Below are 24,690 nucleotides of genomic sequence, written 5' to 3'. Positions count from 1 at the left end.
AATGGGCTCACTTCAAATGAGCCCATTTGCAAATACACAGCGAATAGAACGATTATCTAGGATCTATTTCTTGGCTTTCTTTGCCGTCGATTCTGTCACCCATTTACCATTCACATAATGCGCCGACCACCCTGTTGCTTTACCATCAACTTCTGTCGCCACATATTGCTCTTTGGTCTTACGGCTAAACTTAACCGCCGCTTTATTTCCCTCATCATCGGCGATAGGTGCATCCGCAAGATACTGGTACTTTGGCCATAATAGTTCACGGTATTTAACTAGCTCTTCAACCAGTGGCGCACGGGTTTCCCGTGATTTAGGGAAAGTACTGGCCGCTAAGAAAATCCCCGCCGCGCCATCACGCAGCACAAAATGCGCATCAGACTTACTGCATTTCAACTCTGGCAGATAGATAGGATCTTCTTTTGGTGGTGCCGCTTCGCCGTTTTTCAGTAACTTACGGGTATTCTTACATTCCGCATTAGTACAACCGAAATACTTACCAAAACGACCGTTTTTCAGTTCCATATCATGACCACAGCGGTCACATTCAATTAATGGGCCTTCGTAACCTTTGATCTTAAATTGACCTTCTTCGACCTCATAACCCTCACAGATAGGGTTATTACCACAAACATGCAGCTTGCGTTTTTCGTCGATAAGATAACTGTCCATCGCCGTGCCGCAAATCCCGCAGCGGTGCTTAGCACGCAGTGCATCGGTTTCGGCATCTTCACTGTCGCTTATCGCTTCAATGCCTGGCGTTAAGTTCATGGTGGTTTTGCAGCGCTCTTTCGGTGGCAGCTCGTAACCCGAACAACCGAGGAATACCCCCGTTGTGCCAGTACGGATCCCCATTGGGCGGCCGCAAGTCGGACACTTGATATTGGTCATCACCATTTGATTAAGGCGCATACCGCCTTCTTCTGGCGCTAACTCAGCCTTCTCTAATTGCCTAGTGAAATCGGTATAGAAGCCATCGAGGACTTTTTTCCAATCCAGCTCACCTTTGGCAACATCGTCGAGAGTCTGTTCCATACTGGCGGTAAAGTCATAGCTCATCAGCTCTGCAAAACTACCAACGAGGCGCTCGCTGACGATTTCGCCCATTTTCTCAGCATAGAATCGGCGGTTTTCAACTTTAACGTAACCCCGTTCTTGAATGGTCGAAATAATGGTGGCATAGGTTGATGGACGTCCGATCCCACGCTTCTCTAATTCTTTAACCAATGACGCTTCGCTGTATCTGGCTGGCGGCTTGGTAAAGTGCTGTTTCGGCTCTAGCTCAACAAGGGATAATACGTCGCCTTCGTTCACCGCGGGTAGCGTATTATCTTCTTCGTTTTTCTTTTTCAGAGCGGTTTGAACGCGGGTCCAACCGTCAAAACGTAGGATACGTCCAGTTGCTTTCAGTTCGTAGTCGCCCGCTTTTACCGTGAGTTTAGTCGCATCGTATTGGGCAGGAGTCATCTGACAGGAGACAAACTGGCGCCAGATCAACTCATAAAGGCGCTGTGCATCACGTTCCATATCCGTTAAAGCCGCAGCTTCGACGTTCACATTTGAAGGACGAATCGCTTCGTGCGCCTCTTGTGCGCCTTCCTTAGAACCGTAGCGGATAGGCTCGGTAGGTAAATACTTGGCGCCGTATTCCTTACCAATCATCTCACGCACACTGTCTAAAGCTTCTTGGCTTAAATTTGTCGAGTCGGTACGCATATAAGTGATGTGACCCGCTTCGTACAAACGCTGGGCCATCATCATGGTTTTCTTCACCCCAAAACCTAAGCGAGTACTGGCCGCTTGCTGCAGGGTGGAGGTAATAAAGGGAGCCGAAGGTTTACTCTGAGTTGCTTTATCTTCACGGGCAATCACTTTAAAGCTGGCTGAAGATAAGGCTTGAACCGCGGCTAAGGCTTGCTGCTCATTGGTTGGCTCAAATGCTGAGTCTAAATACTTAACCACTTCCATGCGCAGCGCTTCGCGGGCTGGGGTATTAAGCTCGGCATGCACATCCCAAAACTCTTCTGGAACGAAGGCTTTGATTTCGCTTTCACGTTCAACCACAAGGCGCACTGCCACAGACTGTACTCGTCCAGCCGATAAACCGCGGGCAACCTTCTTCCACAAAAGTGGTGACACCATAAAGCCGACAACGCGGTCTAAAAAGCGTCGTGCCTGTTGGGCATTAACCATATTTGTGTCGAGGGCAGAAGGTTTGCTAAAGGCCTCTTGAATCGCAGATTTAGTGATCTCGTTAAATACCACGCGCTGATACCGTGAAGGATCGCCACCAATCACCTCTTGCAAATGCCAAGCGATGGCCTCCCCTTCACGGTCTAAGTCCGTTGCGAGATAAATTTGGTCAGCAGAATCGGCTAAAGCTTGTAGCTCTTTAACGACTTTCTCTTTACCCGGCAGGATTTGATATTTAGCCGCCCAGCCCTTTTCAGGGTTAACGCCCATACGCGATACCAGCGCTTGATGTTCTTTCACCTTTTTGTATCGCGCCTTTTCTTCTGGCGACATCTTCTTCACGTCTGCGGCGGATTTCACTTTTTCAGTGCCATCAGATGTAGAAGATGTTGGTAGATCACGGATATGACCCACGCTCGATTTAACGATGAATTCTTTGCCAAGATATTTATTAATGGTCTTAGCTTTGGCCGGTGATTCGACAATAACTAGCGATTTACCCATAGTTTGATTTGCGCCAAAAAATCTCAAGAAGGTGGAAATTGGCTCCATATATAGAGGGTTGCACTGAGAGTTTCAAGCTAATCCCTCTTTTATACGTACCAGCGAGTCACTTTTTAATCAAAGTTGAAAAAATGTAAAAAAATAATATTGCGTAATTAAAAACTAATATTTCATTATTTGCCAGCAAGCAAGAAATAGTTATGCATTTATCGCGAAAAAGTCGCTTTGAGCACAAAACCGTGCGCTTGTGCCCACAAAAACCTTCAGTATACTGGGTCGCTTCAGGGACCATTTGAATAAATAATAACCTTCCCTATCACAAGGATAAGCAATGAAGCACTTTGAAGCGAATTTCGACGGACTCGTTGGGCCAACCCACAACTATGCCGGTTTGTCTTTTGGCAATGTGGCCTCACTCAACAACGCCGCTTTAGTCTCAAATCCTAAAGCCGCCGCTAAACAAGGTTTGCAAAAAGCCAAAGCACTCGCTGATTTAGGGATGATCCAAGGCATGTTAGCGCCACAAGAGCGCCCAGATCTTAATACACTGCGCCGAATTGGTTTTTCTGGCAGTGATACCCAAGTTTTACAACAAGCAGCCAAAACCGCGCCTGCGCTGCTTAATGCCTGTTGCAGTGCTTCAAGTATGTGGACGGCAAATGCCGCAACCGTGTCACCCAGTGCCGACACCCGTGACGGTAAACTGCATTTTACGCCTGCAAACTTGGTCGATAAGTTGCATCGCAGCATCGAGCCCATCACAACGGGGCGCATCTTAACAGCAACTTTCAACGATCCCCACTATTTTCATCATCATAATCATTTACCTGAACATAATAGCTTCGGTGATGAAGGCGCGGCCAACCATACTCGACTGTGCCAAGAATATGGTCACGCTGGGGTCGAGCTATTTGTTTACGGCCATGAGGCCACCAATCCTGAGGCGCCTAAACCACAAAAATATCCCGCGAGACAAACCCTAGAAGCTTCGATGGCGATAGCGAGATTGCATCAACTCGAAGAAGATAACTGTGTCTTTATTCAACAAAATCCCGATGTAATCGATCAAGGGGTATTCCACAACGATGTGATTGCTGTGGGTAACCAAAATGTGCTGTTTTACCATGAGCAGGCATTCTTAAATACACAGACTAAATTGGATGAAATTAGACGAAAACTCGATACCGAATTATTCTTCATCGAAGTTCCAACGGCCAAAGTGGCAATTAACGATGCGGTGAAGAGTTATTTGTTCAATACCCAGATAATCACACTGCCGTCGGGTGAAATGGCCATTATTGCCCCTACTGACTGCCAAGAGAATCCCGCTGTTTATGCTTATTTAAATGAACTACTCACGTTCAATACACCAATCAAACAAGTGCTGTATTTCGATGTGAAGCAAAGTATGCAAAACGGCGGAGGTCCCGCCTGCTTACGGTTGCGCGTTGCAATGAATGAACGGGAAGTTGCAGCCGTCAATCAACACACATTACTTAACGATGCTTTATTCACGCGTTTAAACACTTGGGTTGATAAACACTACCGCGACCGCTTATCAACGCAAGATTTAGCCGATCCGCAATTAGTTATCGAATCTCGCACAGCATTAGATGAACTCACCCAAATCATGAAATTAGGAAGTGTGTATCCATTCCAACGCTAACATGATTTGTAAGTAAAAAAATAAGGTGCCTAGGGCACCTTATTTTTTACTCAGAACCTATTTAACGACAATAGGAATATTCAGTACTTCAGAGGTTGTCCCCTCGAGTCCGACATCACTTAGTCCAGGCGTAGTCACGGTCACAATCAAATTACCTGAATCCGCCTGATCTCCACCTTTTAAGCTCACAACAAACTGTCTTCCACCATTATAGTTGGTGCTTGGCCATGTGTAACTGCCCGAACTAGTAACAGTTGCACCTGAAGCTTTAAAATTAACCACAGTACCAGCAGGCATTTGCTGATTGTTTATATCCGCAATAGTGAACATCACAGATGCAGTCCCTTTAATACCAATATCAATTTGGTTGTTACCTGCAACGTTATCAGCAATCACAACGTTCCCGAGAGTCGTTGCATAAGCTTCACTGCTGGACATAACGAGTACAAGTGAACGTCGTACAGAGATTGATGCTTGCGGGCTGCATTTCACGCCAGAAACCGAAGCGTCACATAATACGCCACTGTACTCGCCATCCGCCAAGTTAAACTCGCCTTGCCCAGTCGGATTCACAGGATCAATAAAGTCTGTAAAGGTTTCACGCGCACCAGAGGTATCAGTTGTACCTGCTGTCAGATATTTAGGTGTATAGATGCCATCTTCGTTATGATCAACATAAGCTTCACTTAAATCATAACAGTCACCACTGTTATCACGACCACAGTTAGTTGCACTACCAACGAATAAATTAAATTCAGTAGCAGTATCAAGAATATTATTACTATTAAGATCAGGGAAAGATTCTTCACCAATGGCGGTGGCTGTGATAGTCACGCGTCCGCCATAAGGCTGACCGTAATAATTCCCATAATAGCTTCCATCAGCAAGATTCACTTCTTGCTTTAAGAAAGCAGTGGGTTCACGGACGCGAATACCAGTACTGTCGAAGAAAGGTCCGTTGCTATCAACCCCAACTGGACGAGGCTGTTGGCTAGTCCAAACAACAGAACAAACACCATCTTTGGTTTGGCATGAACTTTCTATTGAACCACCCTCAGCCGTAAACACCACAGCGGTGCCATCTGGAACAGGGTTGTTAAAGGCATCGGCTAAACGAGCGGTGATAGTAACTTTTGCACCATCATAGTTCCAACCTTCAACGTTTAATACCGACGCTGAAAGGGAAAAACTGTCTTGATCCGGCTTACCTGTTGAAACCACTAATACATTTGATTGACTTGAAATACTTGTTCCATCTGTGCCAAGCGTTGTTGCCGTCACTCGTACAGTAGTCGCCACTGTGCCAGAATTGACCACCGTTTGAACATAGCCTTGATTATTCGATGTCGCGGTTGCAGGAATTAAACTCAATCCAGCGGAGTCATTATTAAGCTTAAAGTCTACAGCTTTATTAGCCACAGCATTGCCGTTGGTGTCTAGCACTCTAAAACGCAAAGTGGAGGATTCTGCGGTTCCAGTACCTTTAATACCAATATTTTCAGGTGTTGCATCGACAAAAACAATACTTCCAACACTTGCAGGTATTACATTAATCTTACCTGTGGCTGATAAGTTTTTGCCTCCTACGTCGGCAGTAACAGTGATATTGTCATCACCTTCACAGCCTTTCGCAAGATAGGTACTGGTTGCTTGTCCACCAACAGCGGTGACCGGGGTGCTAAGTACAGCTTCTGGGGATGCCTTATTAGAACAAGTCGACGCGAATTTAACATCGACGGGCTCAGTAAATGGATTGCCGTCACTGTCTTGCAGCAGAATAGAAACGGTTGCAGTGCCACCTGCTGATAAGGTTGTAGCACTCACGTCAGCCTTACCTGACACAAAAGGTGAACCACTACCCATTAGGACATTGGTTGCACCTACAACAAACACTTGCTCACCAAATTCTCCCGTGTTTAATGATGCTTTTGCAGTCCCCGCGCCAGGAGTACTACCTGCGTACAAATTAACACTCGCTTTACCATTAGCGTCTGTAATGGCTGTTTTTACAGGAAGATCACCGATAGAAGTGTCAAAAGTCACTATTGCGGCTTTTGATAAGCCCGTGACAGTGGCAGTTAAAATACCTGGTGTTGTCGACGTAATACTATCAATCACATTACCAGAAGAGTCTGTCAGTTTTAGAGTGATTTGTGCGCCGCCACCAGCTTGGCCGCCGTCACCCGCCATCACAAAACCAATTTTACCGAATTCACCACTATCAATCTTTGCACTCACAGTGCCCGCACCTGCAATAGTGGCCGTATTTAAAATAATAGAGGCTACACCTTCACTATTTGTTAATGCCGTTGCCGCTGCTGGGAAAAAAGACCCCATACTTGAATTACTCAAACTAAAGGTAACTAACTCACCCGCTAGTGCTCCAACCTTTGAATCAACCACTTTAGCTGTAACTTCGGCAGGTGCATTCGCGGATATATTAGTATTTGAAATACCCATAGTAACGGTAATAACACTGGGGGGTGGAGTCGTGCCAGTGCCATCGTCGGAGATACTGCCTCCACCGCCACATGCGACCAAGAAAAGTGAACATAATCCTGCGAGAAAAACCTTATACGCTGACTTCATTGTCAGGCTCCCTGTTACTCTGATGATAATACTAAGATTGACGCTTATAACTTATAGGATAACATTACACAATTTTCACCTAACTTTTCCAATACTCTATTATTTTATTTCTCATATTTTACACGCAGTTTAACATCGGAACTCATTTAAACTTCTGCATTTTCTTGCTAGGCTTGTCGTCGCCAATATTAGAATGTATAAAAAACACACAGGATCCCCCATGGCAATCTCATTACAAAAGAAACTCGGCCTAACAAGTAAAATTCTGATCGGTATGGGAACAGGTATTGCTTTAGGTCTCATACTCCGCAATGCCTTTCCAGAAAGCGATATAGTAAAGGACTATATTACTGAAGGTTTCTTACATGTTATCGGCACCATTTTTATCTCAAGTTTGAAAATGTTAGTTGTTCCGCTGGTGTTTATTTCATTAGTTTGTGGAACTTGCTCACTGAGTGAACCTTCAAAATTGGGCCGTTTAGGCGGCAAAACATTAGCCTTCTATTTATTCACAACCGCGATTGCCCTTGTCCTCGCTATTATCAGTGCCGTCCTTGTACACCCTGGGAACGCCTCACTCGCCTCAGAAAAAATGGAGTACATCGCAAAAGAAGCGCCCAGTCTTTCAAGTGTCCTAATCAATATAGTGCCAACAAATCCGATGCAGGCCATGAGCGAAGGCAATATGCTGCAAATTATTATCTTCGCGGTGATTTTTGGCTTTGCTATTGCGCATATTGGTGAGCGTGGAAAACGTGTTGCCGCTTTATTTGAAGATTTAAATGAAGTCATTATGCGAGTCGTTACTTTGATCATGCAGCTTGCGCCTTATGGGGTGTTTGCGCTGATGGCAAAACTTGCATTAACGCTCGGTTTAGGAACATTTGAGAGTGTGGTTAAATATTTCTTCGTGGTTCTTGGTGTATTACTGGTCCATGCGTTTATTGTTTACCCTACACTTCTAAAACTTTTTTCAGGCCTCAATCCGTTAATATTTATTCGTAAAATGCGTGATGTGCAATTGTTTGCATTTTCAACCGCGAGCTCCAACGCCACCTTACCAATTACGATTGAAGCCTCAGAGCACAGACTCGGTGTTGATAACAAAATTGCCTCTTTCACCCTGCCATTAGGCGCCACCATTAACATGGATGGCACGGCGATAATGCAAGGTGTGGCAACCGTATTTATCGCCCAAGTCTTTGGTATTGAGTTGACCATTACCGATTATGCCGCCGTCGTTGTCACCGCCACTTTGGCCTCAATTGGTACAGCTGGCGTGCCGGGGGTTGGGTTAATTATGCTCGCCATGGTTCTTAACCAAGTGGGTCTACCTGTTGAAGGTATTGCATTAATTATTGGTGTCGACCGACTATTAGATATGGTGCGCACCGCCGTTAACGTGACGGGTGATTGCGTCGCAACTGTGGTGATAGCTAAATCTGAAGGCGAATTTAACGAAGCGGTATTCAACAATACCCAAGCGGGAAAAGTTGCCCCTAGCTTCGATGAACAAGTTCACAAAGTAGAGTAATCAGTCCTTTCTACTTGCAGATGCATGTGTTTCTTCTTTATTAAGCCCAACTTAGTTGGGCTTTTTTATTGCCATATCCTGATTTTGTGAACAAGTAAATAGAATAGCCCTTTAAATACCGCTACATTAGACCTCGTCAATATAGAGATAGGAGAAAGCTATGTGGTGGAGAGTGAGTTGGATAATTGTCGCCTTTTGGCTGCTCAGTGCACATTTTTTACGTTATGACCAGCTTGTCTTCACTGGTATTTTTGCATTCGCGCCTCTGGGCCTATTGATAAAACATCCATTAGTGATTCGGCTACTACAAGCCATTCTTTTTATCAGCGTAATCACCGTTTGGGGAACAACCGCAATCGATGCTGTGCAAATGCGTATCGCACACGGTGCGCCTTGGCTAAGACTGGCAATGATCATGGGCGGCGTGATGCTCTTTAGTCTAGGTGCAGCCTGGAGTGCTAATGGTATATGGCGCAACACTGCTCGTCATTGCAAGCAAGCGCTTTAACAATCAAAAGTCATCCTTAAACGGCTTTAAAGACAATAAATTAGTACTTATTTTCGCCACTGTTTTAACTTGGTCAGCCAAGGTTAAGTTGCCATTGACTAAAATAAGACAATATTTGGCTCCTGCATTTATTTTGCGTACACTGAGCCCAGTCGACTTTAAGGCATGAGTATTATGAGAATTTTGGTTGTTGAAGATGATCTTATTTTATCCCACCATCTAAAAGTGCAGCTAAGCGATTTGGGTAACCAGGTCCAAGTCGCTCTCACCGCCAAGGAAGGTTTCTTCCAAGCGACTAACTATCCTATCGATGTTGCCATTGTCGATTTAGGTTTGCCGGATCAGGATGGCATCAGCCTAATCCAACAAGTACGTGAAGAAGGCGTGAAAGCGCCAATCTTAATTCTCACCGCTCGGGTAAATTGGCAAGATAAAGTCGAAGGCCTCAATGCTGGCGCCGACGATTACTTAGTCAAACCCTTCCAGAAAGAAGAACTGGTCGCCAGACTCGATGCCTTAGTCAGACGCAGCGCTGGTTTTGTCAAACCCGTGATTACCAGCGGTGAGTTAAAGCTCGATCTCGCAGCCAAGCAAGTGACATTAGGCAACGAAATTATGGAAGTCACCGCCTTTGAATATCTGATCCTTGAGTATTTGATGCGCCATTGTCACGAAGTGGTCGCCAAGCAGCGCCTATTAGACGTGATTTATGGTGACAAGGAAGGCGATCCCAACACCATTGAAGTCATGGTAAGCAGATTACGCAAAAAACTCACCCGTGATGGCATAGACAACCCTATAGCAACCATTCGTGGCCAAGGTTATAAATTCAATCTGCCATGCAACTAAGACTCAAATTTAAGAAACGTCTGCTGACGCGGATGTTTCTCACCTCGTTATCAATCATCACCTTAGTCGGATTTGGCCTCGCTTGGATGGTCAATATTCTGCATGCGCAAAATAGCTACAACGAAGAAACCGCACAACTTATCGCCGAGATCCCCCAAGTCGCCGCTGAGCTGAGGGAACACGACTTGATCCCCGATACCAGCGCTTGGTTAGAGGAAAACAACAAGCAAGAACGCTATGTGATGGCAAGTTGTGATGAAAAGTTTAAACAGGTGTGGACGTCTTCCCTCGCCGTTGACCGTGGTTTGTTTGATACCTGCGAGCGTTTTAATGAGATCCGTAATGACTCCCCGCCCTATTATCTGACGATGGCCGATGACAGGGGTTACTTTGTGTATTTACTTGCGGTGGAAATTGCTGGTGTTCACTACAACCTGTTGGTTATGAAAGATGCGGCCAAGCTCGAGCAGGAGTACAGTAAATTCAGTAAGCGCACCTATATCCGTTTAGCCATGGTACTCGCCCTCGCCCTTATACTGCTGGTCAGTGCGGCATACTGGGGAATGCGTCCGCTGGTGCGGATGCAAAACGAGCTGCAATCGATTAACCAAGGTAAAACAAAATCACTTTCAGAGGGTTATCCCATTGAGCTTGAAGGCGTCACTCAAGCCCTTAACCAATTATTACAACAATCAAGTGCTCAGCAGCAACGTTATCAAAATGCGATGAACGATCTGGCCCACAGCCTAAAAACGCGCCTTGCCGCCGTTCATGCCATTACCGATGACACTGGCCTGACAAAGCAATCTGCCAATGAAAAAATCATGGAGCAGATAAGCCAAATGGATCAACTGGTGAAATATCAACTTAAGCGTGCCATGCTGGGCCGCCAAGGCTTGAAACAAGAGCACACAGCTATCGCGCCGCTAGTCGATCAACTCACACACATGTTATTTAAGATTTACCGCGAAAAACAGGTGCAATTTAGAGCCAATATACCAACAAACCTCCAGTTCCCAGGCAATAAAGGTGACTTGATGGAGCTATGTGGCAACTTAATGGAAAACGCCTTTAGGTTGTGCATCAGCCAAGTTGAAGTCAGTGCCTGCTTTAATGAACAGGGTGATTTTGAATTGATCGTAGAAGATGATGGACCTGGGGTTGAAGAAAATCTGCGGCAAAAAATTATACAGCGCGGCGTGAGAGCCGACACCCAATCCCCAGGACAAGGAATCGGGCTAGCCGTGTGTGATGAAATTGTCAGCAGTTATGGCGGCTATCTGAGTATTGAGGAAAGCCATTTAGAAGGCGCACGATTCAGAATTACTATCCCAGCCTAGCCGCCTTCAATACACCAGCCATTAGCCATATACCGCGTATAGCTGCTCCGCGCGGTTAAACATCACCCATGAAGTAGCAATATATTTATCATTACTGATAGGCATATTGCCGCGATGGGAATGGGTAAAACCTGCGGGCGCAATCACCATAGTGCCTTTCTTAGGTGAAATTTTACGCTGCTGATAATAAAACTCTGTCTCACCGCCCTCTTCCACATCATTGAGATAGAACATATACAAAACGACACGGTGCAACGCCTCATTGTGGCTGAGCTGGGGAAATTGCTCCGAATGCCAGTGCGGGTATCCGCCCTTATTCTGCAGATATTTCTGTACATTGATGCTGCCACTGCGGTATAGATATTTCACTAATGCTTCAGCTCTGGGCTTTCCAAGGCGCTCAAAATTATTGGGGGTTAACGTCACAGCTTGACCTTGTTCATCACTGACCGAAACCGCCACTGCGCCCATTAACGCCATAGAATACTTAGCAAAATAATCTGTCGCGCCCTTTAAGGTATAAGATAACAGTTCATTTCTGAGGGGGTGTAAATCGGCAAAATTATCTAAGGTAAGATCGCGGCTTATCTTCTTTTCGAGGTCAACACCATTACCCGTCTGGCCATCAACCACACCTGAATGTTGTTCAAATGCAAGAATGAGACGATCACATAGGTCATCGGGGATAGCATTAGGGTATACTTCGATAAAATCCATATTGGCTCAGTGCTTCGGCTATTTTGTTCTCTTACTATGCTGACATGTTAGTTAAGTAATTGTAAAGCTGCAGCATTGATATAAAATAACTCCATTGGCTTCACGATAACAAGAATATGAAAAAAAGCTGTAAAGTTTCAGTTCACCAATTACAGGTGGGTAATTTTGTACGTTTACCCGTAGCCTGGAAAGATCATCCCTTTTTATTTAGTAGCTTTCACATAAAACAAGCTGCGCAGATTGAACTTATTAAAAACCTCGGTATTGAGCATGTTATTGTTGACTTGGAACGCAGTGAAACCACGCCCTTAAATCCTGAAGCCATTAACCCTATCAAACTCCCCCCTAGCCCTGAACTCCATGATCTTAAAAACGATATGGATGTTTACAAGGCTGAACAAATCGAAGTTCAAAAAAAGCTGCGGCGCGATATTCATAAAACTGAGCAAAACTTCACCCGCTCGGTCGCCATGATGCGCAGCCTTATTGCCAAACTTCGTAATCGGCCACTCAATGCCGTTGATGATGCCAAAGATTTAGTACATACCATTGTCGAGCAACTACTAAACTCCGATAACCTAGTGCTGCATTTAATGAGTGATGCGAAACAAGATGAAAGTATTTATTACCATTCATTAAACGTGGCGATTCTCTCTATGCTAATCGCCAAAGAAATGGAATGGGATCGCAGTGAAATCGAGTTAGTTGGCTTAAGTGCTCTGTTCCATGATGTGGGCAAACTCAAAGTTCCTCCCCAAATTTTAAAAAAGACCACACCTTGGTCTACGCCAGAGCTTAATTTTATTAAGCAGCATCCCCTGCTTGGGATTGAACTTTTGAAACTGGCGGAAAACTTCCCAGAGGCTGCGCTGGCTCCTATCACCAATCATCATGAGTATCTCGATGGCACTGGTTATCCTAAGGGATTGAAGGAAGCCGAACTTGATAAAATCTCCCAGCTATTGGCCGTGGTGAACGAGTACGACTCCCTCTGCTATCCCAATAATCAAGGTAAGGCACGCATGCCCTATGCCGCCTTAGGTTACTTGTACAAGCAATATAAAACCAAATTAAACCAGGAATATATTGGCAAGATGATTAAAATGCTGGGCATTTATCCGCCTGGAAGTGTAGTGGAGTTGTCGAGCGGTCAATATGCCATGGTGATGTCGGTCAATCTGCAAAAACTACTCTGTCCGAAAATCCTTGTTTATGATGCACTCGTGCCTAAAGATCAGGCGCCGATTGTCGATCTTGAAGTCGAAGGGATTAGTATAGTGCGCTGCCTGCCACCAGCCGCATTACCCGAAAAAGTGCACGAGTACCTTAATCCGCGCGAACGCGTGAGTTATTACTTTGGTGGCGATAGCCGTAAATAATCCCTAATACTATCTATTCTTCCAATAAAAAACCGGAGTCTCTCCGGTTTTTTGGTAACTCATTTCAATATCTGTGATTGTTGATTAGAGCCAATGTTTTCGCTTAAAGAAGAAATAAGTGCCCGCAGCACTCGCCAGCATCATCAAAATCGCCATGGGATAACCATATTGCCACTCTAATTCTGGCATACTACTGAAGTTCATCCCGTAACTGCTGGCAATCAACGTGGGTGGCAGAAATACGACCGCCGCAACCGAGAAAATTTTAATAATTTTATTTTGTTGTAACCCACTGAAACCCATAGCCGCATCGAGCAGGAAGTTTAACTTATCGAAGATAAACTGACTGTGGGGCATTAACGACTCAATATCCGAGAGCATTTCCCGTAAGTCTTTTAGATGCTCATCGGACAATTGCCCACGGTAATATCGCTGCATATAACGCAATGAACGCTGGGTGTCGAGCAAACTTAACCGAATTTTACCGTTAGAGTCTTCCTGCAAGGTAATAAGCTTGAACACGTCGTCGAGTTCTTCACTATCGAAGACCTGTTCACCGACATTTTCGAGCACGGTATAAACGTCCTCAATCAAGTCGGAAAGGTAATCTACTTTAAGATTAAAGAGTTCGAGAAACAATTCCTGCGGCGTTGACACTTCGAGTCGACCCAAACGTAAATAGTTACGTAATAAACGGATCAGCCCAACATCCTCTTCACGTATCGTCAAAAGGAAATTAGTCCGCAGGTTAAAGGATACGTTGACCCCACGGACATCTTGCCCTACACGTTGGGGGAATAACGAATTGATATGTAAGCCGTCGCTGTTTTGATAAAAACGCGCCGAGGCCTCAATCTCGTTGATATCTTCTTCGTCGGGGACTTCTTCGACGGAAAAATGACTTAACCATTCTCGCTCTGCATCATCAGGTTTATAGAGATCCAACCAAATGGTCGAGGCCGGAATACTGTCTTGAGTGTTAATCTCTGTCACCGTCAGCTGACGGTTTTGATAGACGTAGGCAGTAATCATGTGTCCTCCTGAAAAAAACTTAAGCTAAAAAGTCTACTTAAGTGCAGGCTAAAAAATTGTCGCTAGTTTAACGCATTACTTAGTAATGAAAAGGCGGGAGCGATAAATTCATAAAATAAATCTGGCTCAGTCTTCGAGGATCTCGAGTCGCTCCGCACTAGAAAAGCGAATGTGTACTCCCTCAACCGTGACCATCTTGGCCTCTGAAATATCGCCTTTACGTGCCTTATACACACCGGATAACACACCTGCTGGAGACACTATCGTCACTGTCACGACTTTATGCTGATCGCGCCAGTACCACACACTGTAGCTTAAAAGGCTGAGCCCCAGCAGTAAAAATGCACCTCGCATGCCATAGCGACGCCAAAGACTCGGCATCGGCGGGATATTCACCAATTCAGATGGTGCCTGCTTGGGCCGACGACTAGCCAGCAGCAAAACCGCCATAATAATAACGGCTAAGGTAAGCAGCAGTTTGGTTAACAAAATACACTCCAGAGGATAGGACTTTACGCATTATAATCGATATAAAGAAAGGAAACTGTCATTAAGATCAAGCTTATGCAACACAGTATCAGAGTTTAAGCCAGTACCATTTAATCTCAGGCTAACAGCAGAAAATGACAATTTAAGGCGCCAATTTACTTCGTGGCAAATATGGCACAGCTAAAATGCTTCAAACTGCTTTGCCATCCGCTGTATTTGGCTTAAAGGCACGCCATGGCGATTACGCTCAGCGCACAGTTGTTGATGCGCCTTATCTAAAGGCGCTCCCACCAGTACAATACGCACTTGATAACCAAGCGCTTTGGCGGCGGCCTCATAGGCCATGTATTCCCAGCGGCAAAGATTGGTGTTGTCACAAATCGCAATGGGCTCGGCATGACTTAACGCTTGAATAAAACTGGTTAAATTACGTTGATGATATTCGGAGAGCTTTTTCGCATCGAATCGATATTCCTCTCCCTGATAGAAAAAACTGTCGGTCGAAAAAATACCTCCTTGGCGGACACGCAGTGCCTCTTCAAGCGATAAATTAACAACAAACTGCTCTACCCAATGGGATTTACCACTGCCCGGCAATCCCCGCATGATGATTGCGAGTTTTTGCGTCATGCGCTCGTTGCTCATTCTTTTAAATCGGACTCAGTTGAATCGGATTCGGTTAAATCAGATCCGGCTAAATCGGAGCCAATCACTTGGCTAGCAAGTATGGTATCCACTAATTTAGGCACCAATACCCCCGCCTTACCGGTTAAATGATATTGGAATTGGCTATGCCTGTCGGGCGTGACTAAATTGACCTCCACCGTTTGCGCGCCATGGTGATTCGCCGTATCGACAAACCCCGCTGCGGGATACACAGTGCCCGACGTACCGATCGCAATAAATAAATCGCAGTTATCGAGTGCATCGTGGATCCTGTCCATCCCCAGCGGCATCTCACCAAACCAGACCACATGAGGACGTAATCGTTGTGCTGGAATACAGCAAGTACAGCAGTTATTGGAACCGAAGGGTTCTCTTAATAAAAAGGTTTGGCGAGAGCGGGGGCAACGACCTTTGGATAATTCGCCATGCATATGCAATAGGCGCCGAGAACCGGCTCGTTCGTGTAGGTCGTCAATATTTTGGGTCACAACCAATAATTGACCAGGAAATTCCGCCTCTAGCTTAGCCAACGCCAGATGCGCAGCATTGGGCATAACAGTGCCGCTGTGCAATTGCTCCCAACGGCTGTTATAGAATCGTTCAACCAGTTCGGTATCGCGGGCATAACCTTCAGGGGTTGCCACATCTTCAATATGATGCTCCTCCCATAAACCATCTTGATCGCGAAAGGTACGTAATCCCGATTCGGCCGAAATGCCTGCGCCAGTTAACACCACAATATGCTGGTACATACCGCTTCCTTTTATTGTAATTATTCTGTTTATTGTCCCGAAATTTTAGCGTCGTGAACATTATTCCTTGGTATAACCTTACAAAAACTATGCTTGAATTGCCTCAATTTATTGCAATTTCGCACTAAGTGACACAATTTATCTGCATATAGACCCATAAAGCTAGAACAAAGGTTTAAGTTTTTAGTTTGACCCCCTATAATGGCATTCACTATCCACGGATGAACCTATTGGTTCTGCAATCAAGAGATTAGCAATGACAGATGGAAATCAAGCGCTAAAAAAAGCCGGTTTGAAAATCACCCTGCCACGAGTCAAGATCCTAGAACTGATGCAAGGACCTGAAAACCAACATATCAGTGCAGAAGACTTATATAAGAAACTGCTCGATTTAGGTGAAGAAATTGGTCTAGCAACAGTTTACCGTGTATTAAACCAGTTTGATGATGCCGGTATCGTATCTCGCCACCACTTCGAAAGTGGCAAGGCGGTATTCGAGTTATCGACTCAACACCACCACGATCACTTAGTGTGCCTTTCTTGCGGCAAAGTGATTGAGTTTTCGGACGAAGTGATTGAACGTCGCCAAGACGAGATCGCCAGCAAGTACAACATTAAACTGACTAACCACAGCTTATATTTGTACGGTCATTGCACTAACGATAAGTGCGATCATAACGACGAGTAAGCAGGTTAAGCGGGTCTGAGCCACGCAGCGGTGTTAGTTCAGAATCGTTTTACTCATAAAAACCAGCCATTAAGGCTGGTTTTTTTATAGAGACGCTCAGGCACTGTTAGAGCACCTTTGCATACACATTCACTTTATGCCCCATAAACTCGCTAGGTTCACGCCAATGCATTCCTATGCGTTTAGCAACGCCTTCAGAGCCAATGTTACCCTCTAGGATCAAGGCAATGATTTGCGTAATACCAAACTGCGGGAACACGCTGATTGCCGCTTGAGCAGCTTCGGTACCAATCCCCTTGCCCCAATACTCGGGGAAATAGCGATAGCCAATTTCGACTTCGTTATATTCAGGAATAAACTTTGGTCCGCAAAAGCCAATCACTTTATTATCGGCTTTATGCTCCACCGCCCAGCGACCAAATCCACGCTGCAGATAATCCTGTGAAATCACGTTATGGAACAGTTCACGTGCCTGCTCACGATCGGTAAAAGGCACGGTTGGAATGTATTTCAACATCGCAGGGTTACTGTTCATCAAATAGAGGGCATCGATATCCTGCTCGGTAAATGGTCTGAGTATTAAACGCTCTGTTTGTATAATCATTTTTGCTTCCTTCATATTGCCCTCTACACACTAATATCCGCGCGATTAACGGTGAAAGTCACCGCTACGCTCTGGCTGATAAACGATTTCTTCGATACGCACTTTGACCATTGAGCCACCTGGGCCTGGCCATTCGATTTCATCCCCTTGGGATAAACCCAATAAGGCACTGCCCACGGGAGCGAGAATAGAAATGGTGCCCTCACCTGCTGCATCCTTGGGATAGACTAACCGTAAGCAAAAGGTATCCTGACTGGATGACACGCTAAATTTCACTTCAGAATTCATCGTCACCACATTACCGGGCATCTGCGCTGCGGGCACAATGTCGGCTCGGTCGAGTTCCGCCTCCAATGCCGCGCGCCCCGGGAAGGCGTTCGCCGGTAATGACTCCAACAGACGCTCGAGTCTTTCTAAATCGATTTCTGAAATAATGATCTTTGGTGTTTTCACAGTCTTTCCCTCGTGTAAATAGATGTCCCTTAGGGTTAAACATCTGTGCTGGCCTATCCTCCCCCAATGGGATAAACCGATATAAAAATACGCTCGCAGCTTAATGCCGCAATCGCGTGGTAATTAAGTACAAGATTTATTGCTGAACAGCCGTGGTGCCATAAGCGCAGGGCTTAGGGTTGTGGCTCTACTAATGCATTCACACGTCAATCAGGTGATGACGTTTGGTAGAGAAGCCCAATCTAACCCTTTGTAAATAAAAATGCTAGCCTGCGCAGTGTTAGCTTTGCCCACTCTCACACTTTACTGCTCAGCACTCGCTAACAGACGCGCAATAAAAAAGGCGCCTTAGGCGCCTTTTCGTGTGTTAACGGTTAGATTACCAACCCGTTTTAGCACGCAGCGCTTTGCCGATATCAGCTAACGAGCGAACAGTTGTCACGCCCGCTGCTTCTAATGCAGCAAATTTGTCAGCAGCAGTACCTTTACCGCCAGCAATGATCGCACCAGCATGACCCATACGCTTACCAGCAGGTGCAGTTACACCCGCGATGTAAGAAACAACAGGTTTAGTCACGTTAGCTTTGATGTAAGCAGCCGCTTCTTCTTCAGCAGTACCACCAATTTCACCGATCATCACGATGGCTTCAGTCTGTGGATCGTTTTGGAACATTTCCAATACGTCGATGAAGTTAGTGCCTGGGATTGGGTCACCACCAATACCTACGCAAGTAGATTGGCCGAAACCTTCATCAGTAGTTTGCTTAACCGCTTCATAGGTCAGCGTACCTGAACGAGAAACGATACCCACTTTACCTTTTAAGTGGATGTGGCCTGGCATAATACCAATCTTACATTCACCTGGAGTGATAACACCTGGGCAGTTAGGACCGATCATGCGAACGCCAGTTTCTTCTAGCTTCACTTTCACTTCCAGCATATCCAGTGTTGGGATACCTTCAGTGATACATACGATCAGCTCGATACCACCGTCGATTGCTTCGAGGATTGCATCTTTACAAAATGGTGCTGGAACGTAGATAACAGAAGCAGTCGCGCCAGTTGCAGCAACAGCGTCTTTCACAGTGTTGAACACAGGCAGACCTAAGTGCTCAGTACCGCCTTTACCTGGAGATACACCACCTACCATTTGCGTACCGTAATCGATCGCTTGTTGAGAGTGGAAAGTACCTTGACCACCGGTAAAGCCTTGGCAGATTACCTTGGTATCTTTGTTAATTAATACAGACATTATTTGCCCTCCGCAGCTTTAACTACTTGCTCAGCCGCATCAGTCAGACTGTTAGCTGCAATGATATCAAGACCTGATTTAGCTAATACTTCACGGCCTAATTCAGCGTTAGTACCTTCTAAACGCACTACAACTGGAACCTTAACGCCAACTTCTTTAACAGCGCCAATGATACCTTCTGCGATCATGTCACAACGTACGATACCACCGAAGATGTTAACCAGAACGGCTTTCACATTGCTGTCAGACAGAATGATCTTGAATGCTTCAGCAACACGTTCTTTAGTCGCGCCACCACCTACGTCGAGGAAGTTAGCTGGCTTGCCGCCGTGCAGGTTAACGATGTCCATAGTACCCATCGCCAGACCAGCACCGTTCACCATACAACCTACGTTTCCGTCCAGCGCAACATAGTTCAGTTCGAACATAGCTGCATGAGCTTCACGGGCGTCGTCTTGTGATGGATCGTGCATTGCTTTGATTTTTGGTTGACGGAACAGTGCGTTGCCATCGATACCAATTTTACCGTCTAAGCAGTGCAGGTTACCTTCAGTGGTGATAACCAGTGGGTTGATTTCTAATAGTGCGAAATCATGATCAACGAACATAGTCGCCAGACCCATGAAGATCTTGGTGAATTGCTTCATTTGAGTTGGGTTTAAGCCCAGTTTGAAGCCAAGATCACGTGCTTGGTATGGTTGAGGACCAGTCAGTGGATCGATGATCGCTTTGTGAATGAGTTCTGGCGTTTCTTCGGCCACTTTCTCAATCTCAACACCACCTTCGGTAGAGGCCATGAACACCACGCGACGGGTAGCACGGTCAACTACTGCACCTAAGTACAGTTCGTTAGCGATGTCGGTGCAGCTTTCTACTAAAATTTTAGCAACCGGCTGACCTTTCTCATCTGTTTGATAAGTCACCAGATTTTTGCCTAACCAGTGTTCGGCAAAGGCTCTGATTTCTTCTTTATCGCCAGTGACTTTAACGCCACCCGCTTTACCGCGGCCGCCTGCGTGTACTTGACACTTAACAACCCATAAATTTCCGCCAATACGGCCTGCCGCTTCTACAGCTTCTTGGGCTGTATCACATGCAAAACCTTCTGACACTGGTAAACCATATTCGGCAAATAGGGATTTTGCCTGATACTCATGCAAATTCATGATGATCTATCCGTATACTTCTAATCAAATCCAACTGGCCCTGTTATTAAGGCCAGTCACGAGGGTATGTCTTGCTATTGTCTTAAACCAGACTCGCGGTGACCGAACTTTATCGGTCACCTATCGAGCTAGATTATAGATCCAGCAGCAGACGAGTTGGGTCTTCTAAGAAGTCTTTAATGGCAACTAAGAAGCCAACAGACTCACGGCCATCGATAATACGATGGTCATATGAGAGAGCTAGGTACATCATGGGCAGGATTTCAACCTGACCATTGACTGCCATTGGGCGATCTTTAATGGCGTGCATGCCTAAAATCGCGCTTTGTGGCAGGTTTAAAATTGGGGTAGACATTAACGAGCCGAATACACCACCGTTAGTCACAGTGAAGTTACCGCCGGTCATATCAGCCACAGTCAACTTGCCATCACGGCCTTTGATCGCCAGATCGCGTACTGCTTTTTCGATATCAGCTAGGCTCATGGTATCGGTGTCACGCAGCACTGGGGTGACCAGACCACGTGGCGTCGATACAGCGATGCTGACGTCGAAGTAGTTGTGGTAAACAATATCGTCACCGTCGATTGACGCGTTCACTTCTGGGAAGCGTTTCAGGGCTTCAGTTACCGCTTTCACGTAAAAAGACATGAAACCTAAACGGATACCGTGGCGCTTTTCAAAAATATCTTGGTATTGCTTACGGATATCCATGATTGGCTTCATGTTCACTTCGTTGAACGTGGTGAGCATAGCGGTAGAGTTTTTCGCTTCTAATAAACGGTTAGCGATAGTCTTACGTAAACGTGTCATTGGAACACGTTTCTCGCTACGACCAGCCGCTAAAGGCTGTACCACAGGAGCAGCAGGCGCCGCAGCCGCTTTAGGTGCAGACTTAATAAAGGCTTCAACGTCTTCTTTAGTGATACGGCCACCCACACCAGTGCCCTTCACTTTGCTGGCATCTACGTTGTGCTCAGCCAGTAAACGACGTACTGATGGGCTTAATGCATCGTTAGACTCTTCAGTCGCTGCGGCGGCAGGCGCGGCAGCTTCGGCCTGCGCTTTAGTCACTTCTTGACCAGAAACCGCACCCGCGATGAATTTAGCAATTACTTGCTCGCCCAGAACTGTGTCACCTTCATGGAACAGGAACTCACCGATGTGACCATCTTCTGGTGCAACCACTTCCAGTACAACTTTGTCAGTTTCAATATCAACCAGATTTTGATCACGAGAAACTTGCTCACCCACTTTTACGTGCCAAGTGGCGATAGTTGCATCGGCAACAGATTCTGGCAGTACGGGTACCTTGATTTCGATACTCATGAAAAACGATCCTTTTTTATAAAATGTCTATTACTACAGTCTTAGCTATTACAGCTTTAGGGCACTGTTCACTAAAGATTCTTGTTGGTGAGCATGCAGCTCTGGGTAACCACAGGCTGGTGCAGCAGACGCTTCACGGCCAGCGTAGGTGAGTTTTGCTCCCGCAGGGATAGCAGCCCAGAAGTGATGTTGACTAGAATACCAAGCACCCTGGTTTTGCGGCTCTTCCTGACACCATACAAAATCCTTCACATGTTGATAGTCAGCTAAGGCTGCAACCATTTCTTCATGTGGGAACGGATATAACTGTTCGACACGGATTATTGCGATGTTATTGATGTTTTCTTTACGGCGTTTTTCCAGCAGCTCGAAGTATACCTTACCGCTACAGAACACGACGCGATCGACCTTGCTCGCTTCTAACGTATCGATTTCACCGATCACGTTTTGGAAGGTGCCATTAGCCAATTCTTCCATGCTAGAAACCGCTAGCGGGTGACGTAGCAATGATTTAGGTGACATCACTACCAGTGGACGACGCATTGGGCGAACCACTTGGCGACGCAGCATATGGTAAACCTGTGCAGGCGTTGATGGCACACACACTTGCATGTTGTGGTTAGCACACATCTGCAAGAAACGTTCTAAACGGGCACTTGAGTGTTCTGGACCTTGACCTTCGTAACCGTGTGGTAACAGCATGGTCAGACCGCACAGACGGCCCCACTTTTGCTCACCAGAAGACAAGAACTGGTCGATAACCACTTGGGCACAGTTAGCAAAGTCACCGAATTGGGCTTCCCAAATCGCTAGGCCACCTGGTTCCGCCGTTGCATAGCCGTATTCGAAGGCCAGTACAGAAGCTTCAGACAATACTGAATCAGTGATATCGATTGGACCTTGGTCTTCAGACAAGTTACGCAGTGGTAAATAGGTCGTCGCATCGTTTTGGTTGTGTAGAACCGCGTGACGGTGGAAGAAAGTACCACGGCCAGAGTCTTGACCTGTAATGCGAACACGTTGCTTATCTTCAAGAATCGTGGCGTAAGCTAAAGTTTCAGCAAAGCCCCAGTCGAGTAGCTTCTCGCCCTTTGCCATGGCAACGCGATCGCCATAAATTTTAGCAACGCGTGAATGCAGCGGGTGGCTCTCTGGTACGTAGCTCAGTTTGTCAGCTAGATTCTGTAAGCGCGCCAGTGGCATAGAGGCTTGATACGCTTCGTCCCACTCACGGCCAATATACGGACTCCAATCCACTGTGTGCAGTGTCATTGGGCGCCATTCTTTTACTACGCAGTCACCTTGATCTAAGGCGTCGCGGTAAGTGTTGATCATGCTGGTCACTTCATCAGCGCCGATAGTGTTTTCGGCGATCAGTTTGTCAGCATAGATCTTACGTGGCGTTGGGTGTTTCTTGATCTTGGCATACATCAGTGGCTGAGTTGCACTTGGCTCATCAGCTTCGTTGTGGCCATGACGGCGGTAACACACTAAGTCAATCACCACATCACGTTTAAACTCGTTACGATAATCAACAGCTAGTTGCGCAACGAAGGCAACGGCTTCTGGATCGTCAGAGTTAACGTGGAAAATCGGTGCCTGAACCATCTTAGCGATGTCAGTACAGTATTCGGTTGAACGCACATCGTGGTGATTTGACGTCGTAAAGCCGACTTGGTTATTCACCACGATACGGATACTGCCGCCCACTTTAAAGCCACGGGTTTGAGACATGTTGAATGTCTCTTGCACGATACCTTGACCAGCAATTGCAGAGTCACCGTGAATCGTGATTGGCATCACCTGTAAACCGTCTTTACAACCACGGCGGTCTTGACGAGCACGGACAGAGCCCATAACCACAGGGTTAACGATTTCAAGGTGTGATGGGTTAAAGGCCAATGCTAAGTGCACGTTGCCGCCCGGTGTTTCAAAATCGGAAGAGAAACCTTGGTGGTATTTCACGTCGCCTGAACCGTGGGTATCGGCGTGCTTACCGGCGAACTCGTCAAACAGTTCAGCTGGACGCTTGCCTAATACGTTCACCAGTACGTTTAAACGACCACGGTGAGCCATACCGACAACGATTTCTTTCGTGCCCGCTTCACCTGCGCGGTAAATGATTTCGCGCATCATAGGGACTAACGCATCGCCGCCCTCTAATGAGAAGCGTTTTGCACCAGGGAATTTAGCGCCTAAATATTTTTCAATGCCTTCTGCAGCATTTAGGCCTTCGAGAATGCGGGTCTTAACACTTTTATCGTAGTTGGCTTTACCTAAGGATGGTTCGAGACGTTGTTGGATCCAACGCTTCTCATCAGTATCGGTAATGTGCATGTATTCGGCGCCAATTGAACCACAGTAAGTGGCTTTTAAGGCTTTGACTAAATCCGCCAACTTCATAGTTTCGCCGCCGTGGGCGAACGAGCCCGTATTGAACTCACGTTCCATGTCTTCTTTGGTCAGACCGTGGAATGCGGGATCTAAATCGGCAACAGGTTCACGTTTCCACAATTCTAACGGGTCGAGGTTTGCACCTTGATGACCACGGAAACGGTGGGCGTTGATTAGCTGTAGCACTTTAACTTGCTTAGCATCCAACTCAGGATCGGTCACACGAGCCGCGCTCTTATGACGCCCTTCCATCGCTAAACTGCGAAAATAATCACGTACTTTGGAGTGAGCCGCTTCAGGCGCATCTTTAGAGGCACCGTTCACCGGAGGGAGATTATCAAATACCGCACGCCAATCGTCAGAGACTGACTGTGGGTCTTCTTGATAGGCTTCATACATCTCTTCTACGTAGGTCGAATTTGCACCACTTAAGTGAGATGATTCGAGCCAGGCTTTCATGATGCCTTGGTGCATTGCTATTCCTTTCAAACTTTATACACGTGCTTAGCCATAGTTTTTATATGCAATCTCAATCTTTTAGCTTCGATGCATAATTTCTGCCGCCCCTAGATATCCAGATTTCAC

General features: G+C 46.1%; 20 protein-coding genes. 7 read left to right on the top strand and 13 right to left on the bottom strand.

Annotation, left to right across the window (positions count from 1 at the left end; translation table 11 throughout):
- Positions 1–63: 63 nt before the first annotated feature.
- Positions 64–2,700: a type I DNA topoisomerase gene (gene topA, locus ACK5NH_RS17110; RefSeq protein WP_416922013.1), complete on the bottom strand. Its 2,637-nt coding sequence runs from the start codon at positions 2,698–2,700 to the stop codon at positions 64–66.
- Between the two features lie 331 nt (positions 2,701–3,031).
- On the opposite strand from topA, the gene astB reads away from it, so the two are divergent.
- On the top strand, positions 3,032–4,366 hold the full coding sequence (gene astB / locus ACK5NH_RS17105; RefSeq protein ID WP_416922011.1) for an N-succinylarginine dihydrolase: 1,335 nt from the start codon (positions 3,032–3,034) through the stop codon (positions 4,364–4,366).
- A 57-nt stretch (positions 4,367–4,423) separates the two neighbouring features.
- On the opposite strand, the gene ACK5NH_RS17100 is transcribed toward astB, so the two are convergent.
- Entirely contained in the window at positions 4,424–6,955 is a 2,532-nt protein-coding gene (locus ACK5NH_RS17100) for a hypothetical protein (protein WP_416922009.1), read from the bottom strand.
- A gap of 220 nt (positions 6,956–7,175) precedes the next feature.
- Between ACK5NH_RS17100 and ACK5NH_RS17095 the strand changes: the two genes are divergently transcribed.
- The 4 genes from ACK5NH_RS17095 to ACK5NH_RS17080 all read left to right on the top strand — a co-directional run bounded on the left by ACK5NH_RS17095 (position 7,176) and on the right by ACK5NH_RS17080 (position 11,186).
- On the top strand, positions 7,176–8,489 hold the full coding sequence (locus ACK5NH_RS17095) for a dicarboxylate/amino acid:cation symporter (protein ID WP_416922024.1): 1,314 nt from the start codon (positions 7,176–7,178) through the stop codon (positions 8,487–8,489).
- A gap of 160 nt (positions 8,490–8,649) precedes the next feature.
- Positions 8,650–8,997: a hypothetical protein gene (locus ACK5NH_RS17090; RefSeq protein ID WP_416922007.1), complete on the top strand. Its 348-nt coding sequence runs from the start codon at positions 8,650–8,652 to the stop codon at positions 8,995–8,997.
- A gap of 174 nt (positions 8,998–9,171) precedes the next feature.
- Complete coding sequence (locus ACK5NH_RS17085; RefSeq protein ID WP_416922005.1) at positions 9,172–9,846, top strand: response regulator; 675 nt, start codon at positions 9,172–9,174, stop codon at positions 9,844–9,846.
- On the top strand, positions 9,837–11,186 hold the full coding sequence (locus ACK5NH_RS17080; protein ID WP_416922003.1) for an ATP-binding protein: 1,350 nt from the start codon (positions 9,837–9,839) through the stop codon (positions 11,184–11,186). Before ACK5NH_RS17085 ends, ACK5NH_RS17080 begins: the two co-directional genes overlap by 10 nt.
- A gap of 21 nt (positions 11,187–11,207) precedes the next feature.
- Here ACK5NH_RS17080 and ACK5NH_RS17075 read toward each other — a convergent pair whose 3' ends face one another.
- The gene (locus ACK5NH_RS17075; RefSeq protein WP_416922001.1) at positions 11,208–11,903 is read right to left on the bottom strand and encodes a 2OG-Fe(II) oxygenase; all 696 of its coding nucleotides are present in this window, start codon (positions 11,901–11,903) and stop codon (positions 11,208–11,210) included.
- Positions 11,904–12,019: 116 nt separating this feature from the next.
- Here ACK5NH_RS17075 and ACK5NH_RS17070 point away from each other — a divergent pair, with 116 nt between their 5' ends.
- Positions 12,020–13,282, top strand: coding sequence for an HD-GYP domain-containing protein (locus ACK5NH_RS17070; RefSeq protein WP_416921999.1), 1,263 nt, complete (start codon positions 12,020–12,022; stop codon positions 13,280–13,282).
- 84 nt (positions 13,283–13,366) lie between these two features.
- Here the strand turns inward: ACK5NH_RS17070 and corA are convergent, their stop codons facing one another.
- The 4 genes from corA to cobB all read right to left on the bottom strand — a co-directional run bounded on the left by corA (position 13,367) and on the right by cobB (position 16,221).
- A complete protein-coding gene (gene corA / locus ACK5NH_RS17065) occupies positions 13,367–14,314 on the bottom strand; it encodes a magnesium/cobalt transporter CorA (protein ID WP_416921997.1) in 948 nt (315 codons plus the stop codon).
- Between the two features lie 126 nt (positions 14,315–14,440).
- Positions 14,441–14,803 (bottom strand): hypothetical protein, encoded by a 363-nt coding sequence (locus ACK5NH_RS17060; RefSeq protein WP_416921994.1) that lies wholly within the window; start codon positions 14,801–14,803, stop codon positions 14,441–14,443.
- 180 nt (positions 14,804–14,983) lie between these two features.
- Positions 14,984–15,433, bottom strand: a complete 450-nt coding sequence (locus ACK5NH_RS17055; protein WP_416921992.1) for an ATP-binding protein — start codon at positions 15,431–15,433, stop codon at positions 14,984–14,986.
- A gap of 11 nt (positions 15,434–15,444) precedes the next feature.
- The gene (gene cobB / locus ACK5NH_RS17050; RefSeq protein ID WP_416921990.1) at positions 15,445–16,221 is read right to left on the bottom strand and encodes a Sir2 family NAD+-dependent deacetylase; all 777 of its coding nucleotides are present in this window, start codon (positions 16,219–16,221) and stop codon (positions 15,445–15,447) included.
- A gap of 256 nt (positions 16,222–16,477) precedes the next feature.
- Between cobB and fur the strand changes: the two genes are divergently transcribed.
- On the top strand, positions 16,478–16,909 hold the full coding sequence (gene fur / locus ACK5NH_RS17045) for a ferric iron uptake transcriptional regulator (RefSeq protein WP_011716738.1): 432 nt from the start codon (positions 16,478–16,480) through the stop codon (positions 16,907–16,909).
- Between the two features lie 106 nt (positions 16,910–17,015).
- Here the strand turns inward: fur and ACK5NH_RS17040 are convergent, their stop codons facing one another.
- The 6 genes from ACK5NH_RS17040 to sucA form a co-directional block, all read right to left on the bottom strand.
- The gene (locus ACK5NH_RS17040; protein ID WP_374924711.1) at positions 17,016–17,513 is read right to left on the bottom strand and encodes a GNAT family N-acetyltransferase; all 498 of its coding nucleotides are present in this window, start codon (positions 17,511–17,513) and stop codon (positions 17,016–17,018) included.
- Positions 17,514–17,558: 45 nt separating this feature from the next.
- Positions 17,559–17,966 carry a nucleoside diphosphate kinase regulator gene (gene rnk, locus ACK5NH_RS17035; RefSeq protein ID WP_086904046.1) on the bottom strand — a complete coding sequence of 136 codons (408 nt, stop codon included), beginning with the start codon at positions 17,964–17,966 and terminating at the stop codon, positions 17,559–17,561.
- Positions 17,967–18,345: 379 nt separating this feature from the next.
- The gene (gene sucD / locus ACK5NH_RS17030) at positions 18,346–19,218 is read right to left on the bottom strand and encodes a succinate--CoA ligase subunit alpha (protein ID WP_011622417.1); all 873 of its coding nucleotides are present in this window, start codon (positions 19,216–19,218) and stop codon (positions 18,346–18,348) included.
- Complete coding sequence (gene sucC, locus ACK5NH_RS17025) at positions 19,218–20,384, bottom strand: ADP-forming succinate--CoA ligase subunit beta (RefSeq protein ID WP_011622416.1); 1,167 nt, start codon at positions 20,382–20,384, stop codon at positions 19,218–19,220. The genes sucD and sucC overlap by 1 nt, the downstream gene beginning before the upstream one ends.
- A 133-nt stretch (positions 20,385–20,517) precedes the next feature.
- Positions 20,518–21,711, bottom strand: coding sequence for a 2-oxoglutarate dehydrogenase complex dihydrolipoyllysine-residue succinyltransferase (gene odhB / locus ACK5NH_RS17020; protein WP_416921986.1), 1,194 nt, complete (start codon positions 21,709–21,711; stop codon positions 20,518–20,520).
- Between the two features lie 48 nt (positions 21,712–21,759).
- On the bottom strand, positions 21,760–24,579 hold the full coding sequence (sucA, locus tag ACK5NH_RS17015; RefSeq protein ID WP_416921984.1) for a 2-oxoglutarate dehydrogenase E1 component: 2,820 nt from the start codon (positions 24,577–24,579) through the stop codon (positions 21,760–21,762).
- Positions 24,580–24,690: the final 111 nt, after the last annotated feature.

The organism is Shewanella sp. (assembly GCF_047975355.1).
Lineage (GTDB): Bacteria > Pseudomonadota > Gammaproteobacteria > Enterobacterales > Shewanellaceae > Shewanella.
The sequence above is the reverse complement of the archived record's forward strand: the minus strand, read 5'-3'. Positions and strand labels throughout refer to the sequence as shown.